This is a genomic window from Carnobacterium inhibens subsp. inhibens DSM 13024 (assembly GCF_000746825.1).
GTDB lineage: Bacteria > Bacillota > Bacilli > Lactobacillales > Carnobacteriaceae > Carnobacterium_B > Carnobacterium_B inhibens.
This window is the reverse complement of record NZ_JQIV01000006.1, coordinates 1,414,767-1,436,209: the sequence shown is the minus strand read 5'-3', so window position 1 is coordinate 1,436,209 and position 21,443 is coordinate 1,414,767. Positions and strand designations below refer to the sequence as shown.

Annotated in this window: 17 protein-coding genes; 14 read left to right on the top strand and 3 right to left on the bottom strand. The window is 35.7% G+C overall.

The features are described 5' to 3' along the window. Positions 1-16 precede the first annotated feature (16 nt). A complete protein-coding gene (locus BR65_RS07985; RefSeq protein WP_034537752.1) occupies positions 17-1,354 on the bottom strand; it encodes an MATE family efflux transporter in 1,338 nt (445 codons plus the stop codon). Positions 1,355-1,508: 154 nt separating this feature from the next. Here BR65_RS07985 and BR65_RS07980 point away from each other — a divergent pair, with 154 nt between their 5' ends. From BR65_RS07980 to BR65_RS07930, 11 genes are all read left to right on the top strand, one after another. Then, on the top strand, positions 1,509-2,438 hold the full coding sequence (locus tag BR65_RS07980; RefSeq protein WP_023179330.1) for a glycoside hydrolase family 113: 930 nt from the start codon (positions 1,509-1,511) through the stop codon (positions 2,436-2,438). 101 nt (positions 2,439-2,539) lie between these two features. Beyond that, a complete protein-coding gene (locus tag BR65_RS07975) occupies positions 2,540-3,862 on the top strand; it encodes an ABC transporter substrate-binding protein (protein WP_034537750.1) in 1,323 nt (440 codons plus the stop codon). Between the two features lie 47 nt (positions 3,863-3,909). Next, the gene (locus BR65_RS07970) at positions 3,910-4,803 is read left to right on the top strand and encodes a carbohydrate ABC transporter permease (protein WP_425304619.1); all 894 of its coding nucleotides are present in this window, start codon (positions 3,910-3,912) and stop codon (positions 4,801-4,803) included. 3 nt (positions 4,804-4,806) lie between these two features. Beyond that, a complete protein-coding gene (locus tag BR65_RS07965) occupies positions 4,807-5,664 on the top strand; it encodes a carbohydrate ABC transporter permease (protein ID WP_023179328.1) in 858 nt (285 codons plus the stop codon). A gap of 29 nt (positions 5,665-5,693) precedes the next feature. Further along, complete coding sequence (locus tag BR65_RS07960) at positions 5,694-6,290, top strand: hypothetical protein (RefSeq protein WP_023179327.1); 597 nt, start codon at positions 5,694-5,696, stop codon at positions 6,288-6,290. Positions 6,291-6,348: 58 nt separating this feature from the next. Next, positions 6,349-8,580 (top strand): alpha-galactosidase, encoded by a 2,232-nt coding sequence (locus BR65_RS07955; RefSeq protein ID WP_034537748.1) that lies wholly within the window; start codon positions 6,349-6,351, stop codon positions 8,578-8,580. A gap of 22 nt (positions 8,581-8,602) precedes the next feature. Continuing rightward, complete coding sequence (locus BR65_RS07950) at positions 8,603-10,015, top strand: glycoside hydrolase family 1 protein (RefSeq protein ID WP_034537746.1); 1,413 nt, start codon at positions 8,603-8,605, stop codon at positions 10,013-10,015. A gap of 163 nt (positions 10,016-10,178) precedes the next feature. After that, complete coding sequence (locus BR65_RS07945) at positions 10,179-10,892, top strand: GntR family transcriptional regulator (RefSeq protein ID WP_023179322.1); 714 nt, start codon at positions 10,179-10,181, stop codon at positions 10,890-10,892. 186 nt (positions 10,893-11,078) lie between these two features. Continuing rightward, positions 11,079-11,966: an ROK family protein gene (locus BR65_RS07940; RefSeq protein WP_034537744.1), complete on the top strand. Its 888-nt coding sequence runs from the start codon at positions 11,079-11,081 to the stop codon at positions 11,964-11,966. Between the two features lie 295 nt (positions 11,967-12,261). Continuing rightward, the gene (locus BR65_RS07935; RefSeq protein WP_034537743.1) at positions 12,262-13,401 is read left to right on the top strand and encodes an acyl-CoA dehydrogenase family protein; all 1,140 of its coding nucleotides are present in this window, start codon (positions 12,262-12,264) and stop codon (positions 13,399-13,401) included. A gap of 133 nt (positions 13,402-13,534) precedes the next feature. Further along, positions 13,535-14,128 carry a chorismate mutase family protein gene (locus tag BR65_RS07930; protein ID WP_034537742.1) on the top strand — a complete coding sequence of 198 codons (594 nt, stop codon included), beginning with the start codon at positions 13,535-13,537 and terminating at the stop codon, positions 14,126-14,128. A gap of 102 nt (positions 14,129-14,230) precedes the next feature. On the opposite strand, the gene BR65_RS07925 is transcribed toward BR65_RS07930, so the two are convergent. Both BR65_RS07925 and BR65_RS07920 read right to left on the bottom strand, forming a co-directional pair. After that, positions 14,231-15,550 carry a DUF438 domain-containing protein gene (locus BR65_RS07925; RefSeq protein WP_034537741.1) on the bottom strand — a complete coding sequence of 440 codons (1,320 nt, stop codon included), beginning with the start codon at positions 15,548-15,550 and terminating at the stop codon, positions 14,231-14,233. 4 nt (positions 15,551-15,554) lie between these two features. Continuing rightward, a complete protein-coding gene (locus tag BR65_RS07920) occupies positions 15,555-15,779 on the bottom strand; it encodes a DUF1858 domain-containing protein (protein WP_007725102.1) in 225 nt (74 codons plus the stop codon). 492 nt (positions 15,780-16,271) lie between these two features. On the opposite strand from BR65_RS07920, the gene BR65_RS07915 reads away from it, so the two are divergent. The 3 genes from BR65_RS07915 to BR65_RS07905 are packed head-to-tail and all read left to right on the top strand — an operon-like array spanning position 16,272 to position 21,378. Continuing rightward, positions 16,272-17,324 carry a bifunctional glycosyltransferase family 2/GtrA family protein gene (locus BR65_RS07915; protein WP_007725100.1) on the top strand — a complete coding sequence of 351 codons (1,053 nt, stop codon included), beginning with the start codon at positions 16,272-16,274 and terminating at the stop codon, positions 17,322-17,324. Next, positions 17,321-19,531, top strand: coding sequence for a glycosyltransferase (locus BR65_RS07910; protein ID WP_034537740.1), 2,211 nt, complete (start codon positions 17,321-17,323; stop codon positions 19,529-19,531). The genes BR65_RS07915 and BR65_RS07910 overlap by 4 nt, the downstream gene beginning before the upstream one ends. Continuing rightward, positions 19,528-21,378 (top strand): hypothetical protein, encoded by a 1,851-nt coding sequence (locus BR65_RS07905; protein WP_034537739.1) that lies wholly within the window; start codon positions 19,528-19,530, stop codon positions 21,376-21,378. The genes BR65_RS07910 and BR65_RS07905 overlap by 4 nt, the downstream gene beginning before the upstream one ends. Positions 21,379-21,443 lie beyond the last annotated feature (65 nt).

Below are 21,443 nucleotides of genomic sequence, written 5' to 3'. Positions count from 1 at the left end.
TGAAACAATTTTTCTATCAAGCAATAAGGGTTTTTAACCAGTCCTCACGTAAGGTGCGCCGTACACCGATAATAGCACGAATAATTTCATGTGAATTAGCCACGAAAAAGATGCTCCAAAGCGGCCATCCAAGATATACCGCAAGGAAAGCCATTGGGATTCCCCATAACCAAACGGATAGAGTATCTAACCACATAACGAAAGTCGTATCTCCACCAACACGCAGGATCCCAACATTATTGACATAATTTAAATTTTTAAAAGGCAACAGAACAATATAAGCCAGCAATACTTGGTTTACGAGTTCTTCTACGTGATTAGTGATATTGTAAAATTGCAGGATCATAGGTGAAAATAGAAGAATGATTCCGCTGATAACAATAGAAAGAATAGTGGTCAATCGGATGAATTGTTTGGCATAAAACAAAGCTTTTTTGTACATTTTTCCACCTAACTGATTGCCAATCATCACGCTCGAAGCATCACTCAAACCTGTAAAGACACAAACAAATAAGAATACAAGTGGATCAATCAAAGAAATAGCCGCGGTCTGATCTGTTCCGGTTCGAGTGTAGAGCCAAAAGAAGACCAACTCACCCATGGTCCAAGTTAAATGATTGATGATAGAGGGAAAGGTTACTTTCCAGTAAGGACCAGTGATTTGTAATGCGGGTTCTGATGGATCAACTTCAGATTTTAGGATGCCTTTTTTTACAAATAAAGAGAACAACAAGAGTGTTTGCACAATACGAGCTAGTAATGTAGCAAAAGCTGCTCCACGAATGCCAAAAGCAGGCAACCCAAAAGGACCAAAGATCAGGAGCCAATTGAATAGGGTGTTTGTTAACAATGTGATAACGCTATAAAAGGTAGGACGTTTGACCTCTCCAATCGTCTTAAGGGTCACACTAAAAATCATAGATAAAGCAGTAAATACGTAGCTAAGACTGATGATACGCAAGAAAGGTACCGCTTCAGCAATAACAATGGCATCATCAGAAAAAATTCCAAGAATGAAAGGGGTGAATAATAACGTTACAAGTGCAAAAATGAATGAAAAAATCGTTGCAATTTTTGACACTAAAATTAAGATTTGTTTGACACCTGAAACATTTTTTTGCCCCCAATATTGTGAAGAAAAAATGGTCGCACCACTGGCAAAACCTTGCAATATAACGGCTAAAAACTGAGTGAATTTATTTGAGATCCCCACTGCAGCAATTGCTTCAACACCTAGGCTTCCGACCATAACGGAGTCTATAATGTTTAAACCAGAGGTAATCATTAATTGAATCGTAATAGGTAAGGCAAATGCCCACATTTGTTTATAAAAAAGCTGCTTTACTTCATTCATAAAAGTCTCCTTTAGGGTACCAAAATTGTATTTTAGAACGATTAAATGATTTATTCTTTACAAACAAAAAAGATTGGTTAATAATGATGGTACCGCATACATTAATAAATATATACTTTTGTTTAGGAAAGTCAATACATAAAAGGAGGAAATTATGGAATTTATTAAAGGAGTAACGTTTGGTTATATGAGTCAACGTGGGGAATGGGCGACACAAGAAGCGTTTGAATCGTTGCGATTATTGAAAGAACGCTGTGCAGCAACGCACGTAATTCTTGCGGTTGTCGCAGAACAAGCAACAATACATGCAACAAAAATCAATTGGCAAGCAGAGACTGTATTAAGTGATCAAGAAGTACGAAAAATGATCGCATTTGCACAAGAAATAGGTTTAAAAGTTATTTTAAAACCTATGGTGAATATAGCAGATGGCATGTGGCGCGCGCATATAAATTTTTTTGATCATGATGTACCTTGCGAACCAAAATGGTCAGAATGGTTTAGTGCCTACACAGAATTCATTACTCACTATGCAAAAATTGCCGAAGAAACTGCTTGTGAACTCTTTGTAGTAGGATGTGAGCTGGTGAATAGTGATCGCCGAGAAAAAGAATGGCGTGAGGTTATTTCAAACGTAAGAAATTCCTATACTGGGTTGATTACCTACAATTGCGATAAATATCAAGAGGATCATTTAACATGGTGGGATGCAGTCGATGTCCTTTCCTCATCTGGTTATTACCCGATTGATAAATGGGAACAAGAACTAAAACGAATCGAAGAGGTAATAGAAAAAGAACAAAAGCCTTTCTTTTTCTGTGAAGCAGGATGCGCCAGTCGTATAGGTTCAAAATGGTTGCCAAATAACTGGGAGTTAGAAGGGTCAGTGGATAGTTCTGGACAAAAAGAATGGTATGAGGAGATGTTTCGACAAACCGATAAGTATGAATGGGTAGAGGGATTTGGCCTTTGGGATTGGAAATCTAAGTTATATCCTATTCACCAAGCAGACGCAGACCAGGATTATGCAGTGTATGGGAAGCCTGCAGAATCAATTATTCAATCTTATTTCAAAAAAAAATAAAAAAATTCTTACAAAAGTATATACATTTAAAACTAAACATGCTAACATATGTTTTGTAAACGCTTACTGATTCTTAAAAATGTTTTGAGGAGGATATAGAGATGAAAAGAAATTCCGTTTTTGGTAAAGCTGGTTTGGCAAGTTTGGCAATCGCTTCTGTTTTGGGGTTAGCAGCATGTGGGGGAGAAAGCACGAAGGAAACTGATGCAGCAGATGGTGTTGAAACAATTACATTCATCAACCATAAAACAGACTGGGAAACGAATGGCAAATGGGATGAATACATAACAGAATTTAATGAAGAACATCCTGATATTAAAGTAGAGATCGAAACGATTACCGATTATGCAGGTCAAATGAAGACACGAATGAACACAGAAGAATACGGGGATCTATTGATGCTGCCGGCGGATATTGCACCACAAGATTTTGAATTATTCTTTGAACCTTTAGGAGACAAAGAAGAGTTAGGCGAAACGTATATGGGACTGAATGATCGTTCATTTGAAGGCGTTCAATACGGTATCCCATCACAGATGAATGCAACAGGCATGGTCGTAAACATGCAAGTATTTAAAGATGCTGGGATCAACGAGTTCCCTAAAACGCCAGAAGACTTTATTGCTGCTTTAGAAACAATTAAAGAAAAAACTCCTGATGTAACTCCGTTATACACAAACTATGCTGCAGGTTGGACATTATCTAACTGGGACTTCACACGTACAGGAGTTTCTGGTGATCCAGATGTAACAACAAAATTAGCACAAGATTCTGCTCCATTTGAAAAAGGCGACACAATGTATACGATCTATGACACTTTATATCAAGTAGCTAATAAAGGATTGATTGAAGCAGATCCAACAACATCTGATTGGGAACAATCAAAAGTAGACTTGGCAAATGGAAAAGTTGGGGTCATGGTTTTAGGAAGCTGGGCTGTACCACAAATCCAAGATATCGTTCCTGAAAATGCAGAAAATATCACATTCCAAACCTTCCCAACTATAGCTGAAGACGGCGAACAATATATGGGTATTGGTGGAGACTATAACTTGGCCATTAATGTGAACAGTGAACATAAAGAAGCTGCACGTACCTTATTAGATTGGTTAGTTAATGAATCAGATTATGCAGTAGACAATGGTGGATTATCAGCTGTAATCGGTGGAGAATATCCAGCAGCTTTACAATCCAGCCAAGATGCAGGTGTTATCTTACTAGAAGAAAACCCAGCACCTCAAGGCAAAGAATCATTATTCCCTGACGTGAACAATATGTCTGAATTGGGCGTAGGTTCTACTGACTTGGAAAAACAACGCATTATTGATGCTGGTATAGGAAATTCAAATGAAACATTTGAAGATATTATGAAAGAATTTAATACACGTTGGGCTGATGCAATCGAAACAGTTGGCAACAATTAATTGAGCTAAAGGAGCGTCCCTGTTTCGTGGGGACGCTCGATTTATTAATGGAGGGGTATACTGTGCATAAAATAAAGTTAAATCAAAATACAGAAAAAAAGGTGCTCATTTTCTTATTTACTATCATTCCAGTTGCTTTATTGCTGTTATTTTCTTATTATCCGTTAATTAAAATGTTCCAGTACAGTTTGACCGATTGGAATGGAATTACACCTGATCCAAACTTTGTTGGGGCAGACAATTATCGAACGGTTTTGACAAATCCAAATTATTTTGCTGTTTTTAAAACGAGCTTGTACTACTTCATCGCTACATTTTTCCAATTAGGTATTGCGCTATTATTCGCAACGATATTGTCATTCAAAGTTAAGTTCGCTAATTTTTGGAAAGGCGTTCTGTTTTTTCCATATCTTTTGAATGGTGTAGCGATTGGTTTCATTTTTCTATATTTTTATAAAGGCGGAGGCACATTGGATACGGTCTTGTCATTCATGGGGCTAGATGACCAAATTCGTCTTTGGTTGGGAGATCGCTCTATCAATAATATTTCTTTAGCTTTTACTTCAGTTTGGCGATATACCGGTTTTAACTTTCTAATCTTTTTAGGAGCTATCCAATCGGTTAACCCTGAGATATATGAAGCAGCTGAAATCGACGGCGCCAGCCAATGGGATAAATTCCTCTATATTATTGTCCCAAGCATAAAAAATATTATCTTTTTAAATATCATTTTAGGAATCAGCGGTTCACTAAGTGTATTCGATATTCCTTATATTATGACAGGCGGTTCGAACGGAACAACAACATTTGTCATTCAAACGATCTCAACAGCCTTTAAATACAATAAAACCGGTTTGGCTTCTGCGATGGGAATCATTCTTTTAATGATCGTGATTGTGGTTACTGTAATCCAACGTTTAGCCATACGAGAAAAGAGGTAGAATATGGAATTGACGCAGACAACCTATAAAAAGAAAAATAAAATCAAAATATCTTTTGGAAGTATATTCAAGTACACAGTCCTCACTTTAGGAGTCATAGTGGCCTTACTGCCAATATTAGTCGTTTTGATTGGTTCATTTAAATCTAATGAGGAGTTTTTGACGACAGGTGTGTTGGCTCTGCCTAAAACGTTAGACTTTACCAATTATGTGACGGCATTTGTCGATGGAGAAATGCTAACAGGGTTCAAGAATACGTTATTCATTTTTGTTGTTAGTATGGTTGGGAAATTAACATTAGGGTCAATGTTTGCTTATGCGATGAATCGTTTTGATTTCCGCTTTAAGAAAATAATCCTAACATTGTTTATGACAGCCATGCTGATTCCGGGAATAACGAGTCAAGTAGCAACGTTCCAAATTGTTGAGGGATTAGGGTTGTTCAATACGATTTGGTCAGTTATCGTCTTAAACCTGGGAACGGATGTTATCGCCCTTTACATCTTTATGCAATACTTAGATGAGATTCCTATTTCATTAGACGAATCGGCTATTTTAGATGGAGCATCTTATTTCCAAATTTTCTGGAAAATCATTCTGCCGAACTTAAAAGCCCCGATTGTGACAATGCTTATTATTAGTGGAGTAGGCGTCTACAATGACTTCTACAATCCTTTCCTTTATATGCCAGGACGGGAATTAAAAGTTATTTCCACTGCACTCTTTGCATTTAAAGGGCCTTATGGAACCAATTGGCCAGTTATCCTAGCTGGGGTCATGATCGTTATTATCCCTATTCTAATTGTGTTCCTTTCATTACAAAAATATATCTATAACGGTGTAGCCGGTTCAGTAAAATAAGCAATTAACTTTAGAGAGGAAGAATGAAGATGAAAAAAGCCCCAAGATTGACACGATCTGTAGAAAAGATTCATTTGTTTGTTGTCGGATCAGTACATTATTGGGGTGCACTCATACGTTCCGGTCTAATTTATGGTTTTGCAGATGCAGCAAGAAGTGCACTGTCTTTTTTACAAGAAAGGGTAGTTCTTGCTCCAATTGATGCACCTGCTGAACAAGATAGAACAAGAAAAAGTATCCCTTTTGGTAAAGGGTTATCATTTGTATGGACTGTATTGTTAAATCTGTGTTTAGCCAGTCTTTTATGTCTCTATATGGGACTTTTGCATACTATAAGTAGCTTCTTAGTAGTAACCAGTTTGACGCTGTTTTCCCTTTATCATACCTTTTTAGTGCTAGCAATCAGTTTATATGAGGATAAACAAGATACATATAATGGGAAATGGCTTTATGCCTATACTTTGGACTATATGATTCGTAATCCTTTTAAAAGTTTGTTTGTTTTAATGCTAACATGGAGTGCAATGGGCGTAGCCTACTTTAATTTAGTACTGTTCTTCTTTCTTGTTCCAAGTCTTTATTGGATGATGATTCAAAAAGGGCTCCAAGTAAAGGTGAAAGAATAATAACACTAAACACCACTAACAAAAGTTTACCTATAAAAATGAATTAAAGGAGTACATTATGACTAACTATGTTCTTGTCAATGAAGATACAAAAGAGTTTCATCTTACAAATGGGAAAATAAGTTACATATTTCGGGTTATGGAAGAGACAAACGTGTTGGAACAATTATATGTTGGGAAAGCTATCCGACATCGTAGTTCATTTGCTCATTTGATTGAACGGGAAGTGCGACCATCAAACAATTTAAAGGTCGATAACTATACGACATCCTTGGAGCATATTAAACAAGAGATGCCGGCATACGGGACAACGGACTTTCGCTATCCAGCTATTGAACTTCGTTACCCAGATGGAGATCACATCAGTCACTTCGAGTATCAAGCCTATTCAGTTGTAGAAGGAAAGAAAAAAATTATAGGGATGCCTTCAACCTTTGCTACTTCAAATGAAGCGACTACATTAGAAATCCAATTGAAGGATCGTTATTCTGATGTAATATTGACTCTTTCTTACACTGTGTTTCATGAATTGAGTGTCATAACAAGGCATGCAACGTTAGAAAATCAAGGAACACATTCCGTTAGAGTTGAACGTTTGATGAGTCTAAACATTGACTTTCCAACTGCTGATTATGACTTTGTTCATTTGCATGGTGCTTGGGCCCGAGAAGCACAAGTAGAAAGAAAAGAACTGATTACAGGTGTACAAAATATTTCCAGTACACGAGGAGCTAGTAGTCATGCTCATAATCCCTTTTTCGCACTCGCAAAAAAAGATGCAACTGAACATAGAGGAGAGGTATTTGGTTTCAGCTTTGTCTACAGTGGAAATTTCTTAGCTCAAGTAGAGGTCGATACGTATAATGTGACACGAGCGATGATGGGGATCAACCCTCATCAGTTTGAGTGGAAGCTAGATGCTGGAGAAACCTTTACCACACCAGAAGCCGTAATGGTTTACAGTGAAAAAGGGTTAAATGGAATGAGTCAAATCTTCCATACATTGTATAGAGAACAATTGATTAATCCCAAGTGGGCAAAACGGGAAAGACCGATTCTTATCAACAACTGGGAAGCTACTTACTTTGATTTTGATGAAGCAAAAATATTAGAAATAGCTGGGGATGCGAAGTCCTTAGGTATTGATCTTTTCGTATTAGATGATGGCTGGTTTGGAAAACGTGATGATGACTCCAGTTCGTTAGGAAATTGGGCAGTGGATAAAGAAAAGTTGCCTAATGGAATTGTGGGATTAGCTCAAAAGATACACGCAATGGACTTGAAATTCGGTCTTTGGTTCGAGCCTGAAATGGTATCTGTTGGGACACCGATTCATGATGCTCACCCAGAATGGGTCATCGGGCATCCAGAAAAAAATATTTCTCATGGACGAAATCAATATGTATTAGACTTTTCGCGCCCAGAAGTTGTGGAGAATATCTTTGATCAGATGGATGCGATTCTCAGCAGTAATGAGATCGACTATATAAAATGGGATATGAACCGCTACATTTCCGAAGCCTACTCACAAAACTTACCTGCCGAAAAACAAAGAGAAGTGATGCATCGGTATATTTTAGGAGTATATGCTTTGTATGAAAAAATTCTGGCGAAGTATCCGGACTTATTGATTGAATCCTGTGCAGGAGGTGGCGGACGTTTTGATCCTGGTCTGTTGTATTATGCACCACAAACCTGGACGAGTGACGATACTGATGCAGTTGAGAGATTGAAGATCCAATACGGAACATCATTTATTTATCCTTTGTCTGCCATTGGAAGCCATGTCTCAGAAGTACCAAATCACCAGGTTGCTCGCACAACGTCATTAAAAATGCGTGGGGATGTGGCAGCATTCGGGACTTTCGGGTATGAGTTAGATAGCACAAAATTAAATGAGACAGAAAAAAAGATCATCAAAGCGCAAATCAAGCAAGTAAAAGAATGGCAACAGTTGATCCATCAAGGAACGTTTTACCGTTTGAAAAGTCCATTTGAAGAAAATGTAACAGCATGGATGGTTGTTTCTCTTGACCAAACGGAAGCTTTAGTTGGTGTATATCAAGTTTTAGCAAAACCGAATCCTGTGTATGAACGCATACAATTGAAAGGATTAAAAGAAGACAAGTTGTATCGAATCAATGAAGACGAAGTGTTACGTTATGGTGATGATCTAATGCAAGCTGGATTGATATTGGGAGAAAACTATATCGGACGTGCTCATGAATATTGGAGTCGTGAGATGCCTGGAGACTATGCGAGCCGTATCTATCACTTGAAAGAAAAATAGACAATAGTTAGGATGAGAAGAAATGAAAATTGAATTTCCGAAAGATTTTTGGTGGGGGGCCGCAACATCTGGACCACAAAGTGAAGGGCGCTTCAATAAGCAACACGCAAATGTGTTTGATCATTGGTATGAAATTGAGCCAGAAGCGTTCTACGATCAAGTAGGACCAGATACAGCTTCTAACTTTTACAACAGCTATAAACAAGATATTGCGATGATGAAAGAGATTGGTTTGAACTCTTTTCGTACATCCATTCAATGGTCTCGATTGATAGACGACTTAGAAGAAGGAACCGTCAATGAAGATGCGGTTCGTTTCTATAATGCAGTCATTGATGAATGTCTGGCGCAAGGTATCAGACCAGTTATGAATTTGCTGCATTTTGATTTGCCTGTAGAATTGCAAGAGAAACACGGTGGATGGGAATCAAAACATGTAGTTGAATTGTTTGGGAAGTTTGCTTCACAATGTTTCCACTTATTCGGCGACCGTGTTACGGATTGGTTTACCTTTAATGAACCGTTGGTGATTGTAGATGGGGCATACTTATATCAATTCCATTACCCAAATATCGTAGATGGGAAAAAAGCTGTTCAAGTTGCTTATAATATCACTTTAGCTTCAGCTAAAGCTATTGCCGCTTATCGCGAGATCAATACGAATCCTGATGGCAGGATCGGCATTGTCTTAAATTTGACACCTTCTTACCCAGCAACAAATTCGCCAGAAGATCTAGCAGCTGCTCATTTTGCTAATTTATGGATGAATGACATGTTTTTAGGTGCTTCTACAAAAGGCCAATTCCCGCAAGAACTAGTGAGTATCCTAGAAAAAGACGGTGTATTATGGGAGTCTACGGATGACGAAATGAGGCTTATCGAAACCAACACGATAGATGTTCTTGGCGTCAATTTTTATCATCCTAATAGAGTCAAACAACCAAGTATTTCTTCGAACAGTTTGGCAGTAGATTGGATGCCGACGAAATATTTCGATGACTATGAGATGCCGGGACGGCGTATGAATGTAGACAAGGGTTGGGAAATCTATCCTAAAGCACTCCATGACATTGCATTGAATATCCGTGATAACTATGACAATATTCCATGGTTCGTATCAGAGAATGGGATGGGAGTTTCAAGAGAAGAACGTTACTTAAATGAAGAGGGTGTTATCGAAGATGATTACCGGATCCAATTCATACAAGAGCACCTTTATTGGGTAGCTAAGGGAATAGAAGAAGGTTCAAATTGCTTTGGCTATCACTTATGGACGCCAATTGATTGCTGGTCATGGAAAAATGCTTACCGCAATCGTTATGGTTTCATATCAAATAACATCCATACCCAAGTTAAAACAATCAAAAAATCAGGTCATTGGTTCAAAAAAGTCGCTGAGGAAAACCAATTTGATATGCCAGAGAATTTAATATAAGTGAACGGGACTGGTAACCAAACCGCTGAATGAATCCATTTGATAAGAATGATTGTCAAGAAATAGTGATTTCGCTATACTAAAGGTATAGACTTTTTCTGTACAAGTCCATTAATAGGCCTGTGCAGGAAAAAACTTGGTAGCGAGAGGGGCAATAAAAAGAATGAAAAAGTACGTCATTATTTCTAATGATATACGCAATAAAATCTTAAAAGGCGAATACATTGCTAACCAGCGATTACCTTTTGAAAAAGATTTGTGTGTACAATACGAGTCAAGTAAAATGACAATCAAAAAAGCGGTGGATATCTTAGTTACAGAAGGCCTAATCATTAAAAGAAGAGGCTCCGGGACATTTGTAAAAGATTTAAACCCTGAAGAAATTGAACGTATCGCCATGGCAAATCAATTTCGTGGTACAACTGCCCTTTATTCTGATAAAAAAGTTTTTAGTAAAATCTTAAACTTTTCAATTGTGTCGGTACCAGAACAGGCTGCTAAAAAGCTGAACCTTTCAGAAGACACATTTGTTTATGATATTTGTCGCGTTCGTTATGTGGATGATAAGCCAGTCGTAATAGAGAAAATGTATATGCCTATTGATCTTATTCCTGGTATCAAAGAGAAAAATATCAAAGGATCGATATATGAATACATTGAAAATGAATTGCACCTAAAAATCCAAAGTGCACACAGAACAGTCTCTGTTCGAAAAGCTACAGATAGTGAAGCAGAAGAACTTGGGCTTGAAGAAGGAGATCCAGTTGCTATAGCGGAACAGGTTGGCTATTTAGATACAGGAAATACATTTGAATTTTCCACTTCTATTCACCGCTATGATGAATTCTCAGTGGAAATGGTGTTGACTCGTGATTAAGTAAGATCAAGTCAACGATTGATCATGTAAAAAAATAACTTTAAGTAACAAGCCAGTTTAGAGTACGTCTCTTTTCTTGGCTTTTTCCTTATAAGAAAGAATAGCTAATAGGAAATTTTGAATACAGAGAAACTGAAATACCGCGGTAATGGAAACGTTATTATTAAAATGATGGAGAGTGAATATATGAGTATTGTAGTGTTTGATATTGGCGGATCTGCAGTGAAATATGGGTTATGGGAAAACGAAAATTTAAGCAATAAAGCTTCATTTACTACACCAAAAAGTTGGAACGATATGAAAGAAGAAATGTTAGGAGTTTACCACTCATTTAGCGAAAATTATTCAATAGATGGTGTCGCAATTAGTGCTCCAGGAGCTGTTGATGCGATAGAAGGAACCATTAGTGGCATCAGTGCAGTTCCCTATCTTCATTATTTTCCAATCAAGAAGGAATGGGAAGATTTATTTGGTGTACCCGTTTCAATGGAAAATGATGCAAACTGTGCAGCGTTAGCAGAGTTATGGCTTGGAGCCGCAAAAGACATCCAACATGCTTTATTTATTGTTATTGGTTCAGGTATCGGTGGTTCAGTAATCATTGATCGAAAGCTATTTAAAGGCAAAGATTTATTTGGCGGTGAATTTGGGTACATGCTCTTGGATGGTAAGCATACATTGAGTGAAATGGGAAGTCCGGTACATACTGCTGAACGTTATAGTAAAGAATTAGGCTTAGATGTAGTGGTTGATGGAAAATTTCTTTTCCAAGAAGCTGATAGAGGTGAGCCAATTGCGATGAAATATGTGGATGGTCTTATTGATGCGCTGGCACTGGGGATTTATAATCTTTCTGTCAGCTTTAATCCAGATATGGTTGTAATCGGTGGCGGTTTATCCACACGCAAAGACCTTATTCAACGTCTGAATGAAAGAGCAACCTTTTACTTAGAGCGTCAGAAGGCAGAAGATTTAAAACTAGTAATTGAAGTGTGTAAGTTTAACAATGATGCCAATCTGATTGGTGCTGTAGCTCATTTTGAACAAACAGTGGATTATAAAAAAATAGGATGAAGTAAGAAACTAATTATACTATCGGATAGGAATTTAAAAAACTAAATACGTCTAAAAAGCAGCACTATTGTGTACAAATAGTGCTGCATTTTATTAAAGACAAAATTGTATTTTAAAGAATAACCTGTAATTTTGAAAAAGCCGTTCTATCAAACTAATCTTATAGTTAAGAAGAAAAGAAACGGATGGATTATCATTTCTCGCCTTATTTTTTTGATAGAAGCTTGCAGATTGGTTATAACTTGCATTATGTTTAATGAGAAAGTTTTAAATAGGAGTAAGAGAGGAAGATTGCGTGTTTTTAAACGAAGAACTTCTAAAAGGAATACATAGTCGTGCTGCAATGTACGACAAAGAGAATAGCTTTCCACATGAAGATCATGTTGCATTAAAAGAAGCGGGATATTATAAAGCTTTTGTACCCAAAGAATATGGGGGACATGGTTTGAGTCTGAAAGAAATTGCTCACGAGCAAACTCGTCTAGCAAAAGCAGCTCCTGCTACTGCCTTAGGTATTAACATGCATCAAATTATTGTAGGTGTAGGAAAATATATGGTACGTCATGGAAATAAAAAAGGAGAACAAATCTTAAAAGATGCAGTAGAAGGACACTTGTTGTCATTTGCTATCTCTGAACCGGCCAATGATCGGGTTTTATTTGGGTCTATTTGTGAAGCAAAACAGGAAGAAGATGGCGGCTATCGGTTTTATGGGCCTAAAGTGTTTATATCAATGGTAGCCGAATGCTCTCGTATGGTGACTTACGGCATGGACGAAAATAATGGCGACCCGCAATCAGTTTTTGCGTATGTAGAAAACAATGCTGAAACAATTAAAATCAAACCAGATTGGGATACACTTGGTATGCGTGCAACGCAATCGTATAGCGTGAATTTAGCTGGTGCTTATGCCTCAAAAGAAAGCATATTAACAAAAGTAGAACCTGGACCAAGTTTTGACCCAGTTGTTTTTGGAATATTTTCTCATTTTGAAATTTTACTAGCAGCAACATACCATGGAATTGGAAAACGTGCGCTGGAATTAGGAATTGAAAGTGTGAAAAAACGCAAATCAATCGCTCAAGGAACGACGTACGATCAAGATAAAAATATTCGTTGGCGTATCGCAGAATCTGCTTTAATTCTAGATAGCATTCAGCCTCAAATTGATGTACTAGCAGACGATGTCGAAAATGATAGTGATCATGGAGACTTATGGATGCCGCGCTTGTCAGCTATTAAAAACTATTCTGTTGAAGCGTCTATCAAAACAGTCGAGGAAATGGTAAGAGCAAGTGGTGGGCGTTCATATTACAATGATACCGAATTATCTCGTTTACTACGCGATGTCTACGCTGGATTGTTCCAACCATCTGACCAAGAATCACTCCACGATTCATGGGCAACACTATTGCTGGGACCGATTCAAAAATAATTTCTGTTCGTAACAGTAGTAGTACGAAAATAAAAAATGATCAAGATAAAATAGAACTTCAGCAACTTCGTCATCTTTATTACTATAGAAGCAACGAACCAATTCTTTAAATAGAAAAATGGAGGAATTAAGTATGAAATTTGAATCAAATGAAGGATCAACAAATCATTATGATGAACGTTTTTTCCTGATTGATGAAAAGATTTGTGATTTATTAAACCAACGTAAAGAAGTTCTGGGGAAAAATACAATTTTTCCACCAGATGAGGTGATTTCTAGGTTGGCCGACGAGTACGACCTCCAGGAAGAGTATTTACAATCGCTCTTTACAACAATGGCAATGGAAGATAGTCTCAAGCGAATGGTTGTGCCTGTCGAATTCAAAAAATATGTGCCAGTACTTAAGATTTATGAAAATGATGGAGTTATGTATACGGTGACCTTTATTCGGCAATATGCTAACGCTAGCGTACTATACTTGCATATGGATTGGGAAGAGAAAGAAGATGCTAACTTTTATCCTGATATGCTTGATTTGTTTATTAATGATACGTATTTCTGCCATTCGGAAGGAGGCGGAGGAACAACAGGACATGCGAGCCATAGCTATATTATTTCACCTGCTTTGCCAGATGATCTTACTGGAATTGAACTTGTCTTTAAAGAAGCTGGCAGACCTTTTGTAGAAAATCCAACTGGTTTTGAATTTACAATTAGCTTAGGATAACCAAAAAACTATCAAACAACCTGTCATCCTTATATGGAATGATGGGTTGTTTGATAGACTTAGTTCCAATAGTTGTCCTGACTTTAATATTAGTGAATAAGGCTAGTTGTTTTCACTCAACAACCGATGTTCTCCGTGGATTTTTTGAATTTCGGTAATATCTTGTGTGACTTCTAAACAGCCTAGGTAGTCAGTTGTTTCAGGATCGTGAATAGCAAAATAACGAATATAAATCATTTTTCCGCGTAAATTAATCCAAAATTCGGCTTCATTTCTTTCTCCACTTCTAAAATCATCAAGAATTTTCTGAACCATATGCATACTTTTAGGTGGATGACAGTTGATCACTTCGCGTCCTATAACAGAATTTGTACGGGGAAAAACGCGATTCTTTCCTTCTGAATAGAAACGGACGCGATCTTCATTGTCCACGAAAGTTAAATCTACAGGTAAAACGCCAAAAATAGCCGTTAATTCTTTTAATTGAAGGACACCTGTTGGTAAAACGATAGAACCTTTACTTAATGAATTATCTTGCCAATCATAGTGTTCCGTTTCGGTAATAGGAGGAGCCTCAGAAATAGCTGCTGTCATAGCTGCTGCTTTTTTTGCTGCTTCTGATCGATTTTCTTGCTGATTTTTTTCTTGTGCTAGAGCATCTTTACTCGGCTTCCAAGACAAAGGCTTAGGGATAAAAGCAAACCCAATGTCTAAGCTGTCTTCAGCAATCCTTTGCCAATCTGCTAGGGAAAACACATCTAAAACCATTGGAATCATGATTTCTTCTTCTTTAAAAATCATTTCATCAACTTCTGTTATGATGTGCTCTATTTTGTCTCTTAAAGGATTAATGGCAAATTTTTTGCTACTTAAATAAAAGTTCACATCTTTGATCGCAGAGCGTATATCGTCATCAACACCCCACATGACTTTTGGGGGTGCAGTAATGCCGTACCGTTCCATATAAGAAAAAATCAACGTTTCTTTTCGAGTATAATGTTTATCAATTTGCATCAAGTCTAATAGAGCGTGCTGCAGGCGTTTTTTTTGAGAAAAGTCGCCGGTAGAAAATCGGTCAAAAGCTTCTTGGATTTCATCTTCTAAGAGTGAGCGGATTACTCTGTTTTCTAGTTTTAAAGTGTGAATAGGATGCCCCGGATGTTCATGTTCGTAATTCGAACGATGGATATCTCTAATGGAACCTTTAAATACAGCCGCATGAACATTACATAGATGTTGGATTTCTGAAGGATCCAAACCGCTAGCAATTAATTCTCTTTCTGCAGCTGTAATTTCGCTGACATCCACCCCATCAAAAGACTCATCAAAAAGACGCTTGGCTTCTTCAAACTCTCCGCCTTCATGAAGCAACGTTAAAATCTCAACAATTTTTTTCTGACGCTGAACAGTATTGTTTTCCATAAATTCACTCCTTAATGGTAAAGCCTAATTGTTCCAATTGATCAATAATGACTTGTAAATCAACTTTTTTCATCTTTGCTCCCTTTGGAATAGTCATATACCTTCCCACAGTCGTTAACATGCCAGGTGTTTGAATATCTTTTAAACCTAAGTCAAATAAAACATGTTGGATTTCCGGATGTGCGGTAACTAATTCGTAAACAGAAGAGCCTAAACTGATTTCTTTCATAGCGAATCTCCATTTCTAAAATGTTGGAATTTATTGTTAATTATATCACATATTAGAGAATATAAAAGACTGAATAACAAGATGAAAGAGATCGTTATTTAAATTTACTACTAAATAGTTTGTTTTTTTCCTATATTTATAGGCTTTTTAAAGAGAATTCTATCTGGAAATACATCTGTTACAATGAGTGGTTTTGTATTGTTAGTTAAGATGAGTTTAGGAAATGTTGAACAATTAAATGGGTTGTATTAACTGATATGGATGAAAAAGGAGCGAAAATAGTAAAGATAAAAAAAGAAATCATTTGATGATAACTAATTGTGAACAAAATTGACATAATAGATCAATGGAAAAATTGATTTCGGTATAAATTAATGGAATAAAAAAAAAGTCTGTGCTATAAATAACAGAATCTAATTTTTGAAGAATCCAATGATTTTTTGAAAGTTAAAGGCTGAGAATTTAAACCTTAGTTAATTAAAGGGGAATATTATGGAAAATATAGTAATTGTCATACCATCTTTAGAGCCAGATGAAAAGCTCCTAAGCTTGTTGGAAACTATTAGATCAAGGCAATCAGTTACAATACCAATCGTGATTGTAGATGATGGGAGTGGCATTGCATTTGAAAAGTATTTTCAAATTGCAAAAGATAAATTTGACTGTATCGTTCTAACGCATGAACAGAATTTTGGTAAAGGACGAGCTTTAAAGACAGCTATGAACTATGTGTTGAAGCATTTTGAAAAGGCTAAAGGAATCGTCACGATTGACTCAGATGGACAACATCGATACAAGGATATGGTCTTTTGTGTTGATGCTTTTAATGTTCATAAAGATGCATTAATTATGGGAGTAAGAAGTTTTGATGGGAAGGTACCTTTTAAAAGTAAATTTGGAAATCTTCTAACAAGGAGAATAATGAAAGTCATAACAGGAATTAAATTAACAGATACTCAAACGGGATTAAGAGTTATTCCCCGTTTCTTTATGGAGCAGTTAGTAAATACTTCAGGTGACAGATTTGAGTACGAAATGAGCATGTTGTTGGAAGCGAAAAAGCAACAGGTACGTATTGTAGAAGTGCCCATTAAAACAGTTTACATTGAAGAAAATCAATCGTCTCATTTTCATGCTTTGTTCGATTCGATTGCTATTTATGCCGTTTTTATTAAATATCTTTTTTCATCTGTTTTTTCTTTTTTTATTGATATCAGTATTTTTTCTTTAATTATTTATTTTATAGGAGAAAGTAATTTTCAAGCTATCACGATAGCTTCGTATATTGCGCGCAGTATATCTTCATTATTTAATTATCTGGTAAACAATTATATCGTCTTTAAGAATGGTAGTTCTAATAGCTTTATTAAATACTATGGTCTAGTTATTATACAAACATTTATCTCAAGTTTATTCGTTTCATTGGTACATAATGTGCTAATGGATTTTAATCCTACGCTAGTAAAGGTAGTGATAGATTTATTACTATTTGTCATTAGTTTTTATGTTCAAAAAAAATGGGTTTTTCATAAGGTGGTCAAATGAAAGATAATAAAAAGATACTTTATTTAGCAGCTGTTCTATTTTCAGTCATTTATTTAGTGTGGAGACTGTTCTTTACGTTACCTTTATCAGGATCATTATTTGCTCTTATTTTTGGTATAGCACTTTGGGTGAGTGAAGTCGTTTCAAATTTCACGGCATTTATTTTGATTTGGAGTAAGAGCAAAGAAAAAATATTGGAAAAACCGGTACTGGAAAATGAAGAATACCCGCATGTAGACGTAATAATAGCAACACACAATGAGGATGTAGATTTATTATACAAAACGGTTAATGCCTGTGTTCACATGGAATACCCTGATCCTTTAAAAATTCATATTTATTTATCTGATGATACCAATAGAAAAGAAGTTAAGGAATTGGCAAAACAATTCAATGTGGGATATGCAGGTTTTGAAAATAATAAGCATGCGAAATCAGGAAATCTGAATAATGCATTAAGTATGACGAATTCCCCATTAGTTGCAACGTTTGATGCTGATATGATTCCTTATTCAAAATTTTTAATGGAAACCGTTCCTTATTTTATGGAAGATTTCAAGGTTAAAGATGACCCTAATCATAAACACCTTGGTTTTATTCAAACCCCTCAAAGTTTTTACAATGCCGATATTTTTCAATATAATTTATTCTCAGAAAATTCAATAGCTAATGAACAAGATTTCTTTTCTAGAGAAGTAAATGTATTAAACAATGCACATGATACAGCTATATACACAGGTTCAAATACATTGATCCTAAGACAAGCGATTGAAGAGGCTGGCGGTTTTCCAACCAATACGATTACCGAAGACTTTCAATTAGGGGCAAAAATAAATAGTTGCGGCTATAGAAGTATTTCAACGCTTGAACCAATGGCCAGTGGGCTGACCCCAACTGATTTTCAAAGCGTCTTGAACCAGCGTGTAAGATGGGCACGCGGTGTTATCCGTAGTATCTATAATTTACGTATATTAACTAATCCTAATTTTAAATGGAATCAGAAATTGGTTTTTCTAAATAGTTATTTGTATTGGTGGTCATTTTTTAGGCGTCTTTTGTATGTATTTGCTCCAATTTTATTTACTGTATTCAACATTCGTGTAGTTGATACTGATTTTTGGATATTAATGTGTTTTTGGCTTCCTAGTTATTTTTTATTACAAAGTGCTATGACCAGCGTCTCGGGCGAAATAAGATCGCAACGTTGGGGAGAGATACAGGAAACGATCTTTGCACCTTATTTAGTAATACCTGTATTTTTAGAGTCTATTGGAATCACAGAAAAAAAATTCAAGGTTACGAAAAAGTCAGTGAACAAATCACGATATGAATTGTTATTTGTAGTTCCGCATCTAATAATGCTGCTCCTTTCACTTTACGGTTTAGTTAAATTTAACTATGGAAAATACGGTTCGGAATTATTGTATGGCAGTGTTATTACGTTCTGGTTATTACATCATATAGTGAATCTTGCATATGCCGTTTTATTCTCTCTAGGCCGGCCAATTTATCGTAAATTTGAAAGGTTTTATGCCAAAGAAGCGATGACAATAACTTGCTTAAACCATAGTTATTCGCTCTATACGACAAACATATCAGAAGAAGGGCTGTCATTCTTTTCTGAAGAACCAATTTATTTCCCGCCTGATGAATGGCTCAATTTTGACATACAAACAGAGAAAAATAGTGTAAAGGTTAGAGGGAAAATTGCCAGAGTGATGGAACAATCTGATGGGTGGCTATATGGCGTTTGGATTGAAAAACCGGAACGTGCTAATAAACAAGCCTATTTTCAATTGGTTTATGATCGAAGTAATCAATATTTGCCTAAGAAGCATGATGTGTGGCTAACACCTTTAGATGGTTTAATAGACAATTTTATGCACCATTTTTCAATTAAAAAAATAGCTGCTCCCAAAAAATTATCTAAATTTCCAATAATTACCCTGCATGAAAGCATTGAAATTCAGAATACTTCTGTAGTATTAAAAGAATTTGATTTTCAGACAATGGTTATACAAAGTGATAGTGTAGATATCATGCAGAAACAAATGGATGTTCTATATAAAAACGTACTGTTTAAACTTACGTTATCTGAGTCTGATTTAAGTACAGGGAATTATGTTTATTTGGTAGAGAATATAGATGAACTAATTGAGGATAGTGCTTTTCATAGCTTATTAAAGGATTGGAGAAACAAAAGATGATCATTATAGTATTACGTTTTTTTCTGTTTTGTTTGTCAACGTATGGGTATCGAATCTACATTGAAAGAAAGTTTGGCTATCCATCAAAGCTGTCTTTAATTGTTATCTTTTGTGCAAATATAATCGTTCTGTATATTGCTTCTTTACTAGGATTTTTATCTGGCACTGCAATTGCTATGTTTCTAATCGGCCTACTTCTTTTTAGTGTGAACCTATTTAGACATAAAAATGATAGTAAAATTAGGCTCTTTTCGTTAGATTTGACTAGAATATGGATGGTCGGTTATTTTTTGATTTTTTCTGTTATTCTATTGCAATCCAGTCTTGTTCACTATGACAATTTTTCTCATTGGGCTGTAATCGTCAAGTACCTTATTACAGAAGCTTCATTACCTACAGCGGCAACAGGGATTATTAGCTTTACATCCTATCCTATTGGATCTTCTCTGTTTGTTTATTATGTTACCTTAATTGTTGGTTATCATGAAGGCGTTATGTTGCTAGGTCAGTTTATGCTTATTATAGCTGCACTCTATTCTCTATTTTCAGTTATACGAGATTCTTCTAGAACGCTTATGACAAGTAGTCTATTTTTGACTATAGCACTATTTAATTATTTTAATATAGCTATTAGGATGAATAACTTATTAGTTGATTTTCTATTGCCACTGTTAGCATTAGCGGCTGTTTCAGGCATTTATGTGTTGAGAAAAAACTTTTTGCTTTCTTCGATTCATACAATACTGTTATTATCCGTTTTAGCTATTGTTAAAAATAGCGGATTATTTTTTGTTGTGATCGTGCTGCTTTATTATTTGTATACCAGCATAAAAAATTTCAATAAAGAACAATCTAAAATAATGCACCTAGTGGTGGGAATTGGCTCAACAGTGATGTTTTCTATTTCCACGTTTATATTATGGGAAGTACATGTAAAAAACACATTTACAGAAGAAGTATCTAAACATAGTGTGAATATTAGCTCTTATCAAGACATATTTGCAGAAAAAACAAACGAGATTACCACTCAGATTATACACACTTTCACTTCAACTGTTATAGATTGGCATAGTTTATCTACTCAAGGAATTATATTCGTAAATGTAATCTTTATCGGGGCATATTTAATTATTAGAGTAGGATTTAAGAGAAAGAATAGCTTGATCAAGATGCTATTTTTGACGGATGCTATAGTTATTCTATATTATATAGGGATACTAGGAATGTTTTTATTTTCTATGCCTATAGAAGAAGCTTTAGTATTAGCAGGGTTTGAAAGATATGCTTCAAGTATGGTTATTTTTTCTTTAGGGATTCTGTCTATAACTCTTGTACAAGAAATGGATTCTCTTCTCTATGAACAAACTATTGCTATGCGAAATCATAGGTCTTATAAAAGTATCAAAACAAAAAAGTATTATCAATACAGTTCGATTTTATTGTTATTCTTTTCTACAGGATTAATTTTGTCAGAAAGCAATGGGATGATGTTCAGTAATAAAAATTATGAGAATGAAATACCTTATTTGATAAAAAACATTACTGGAGATAACCAAGATTTGAACAATGCTAGTTATTTGATAGTAAGTGCAGATAAAGAAAGCATTGATAGCTATTATACTCAGTATGTGGGGAAATATTACTTATACTCAAATCAGGTGGATGCAATTGAAAACTTTATTATTTCAGATGAAGAATTTATATCCACTTTATCCAATTATGATTATATAGTAGTAATTGACGAACACTATACTTTTAATGCCTTAGCTAAAAAAATTCTAAATATCAATATAAAGCAGCAGGTTTATAGTTCTGAGGAGTTACTTGCTAATTATAATAATAGATAGATTAGATTTAACTGTTCTTTGTGAACTCAGTGTGATTTATTGCCTTAGACACTCTTTATTTTAAA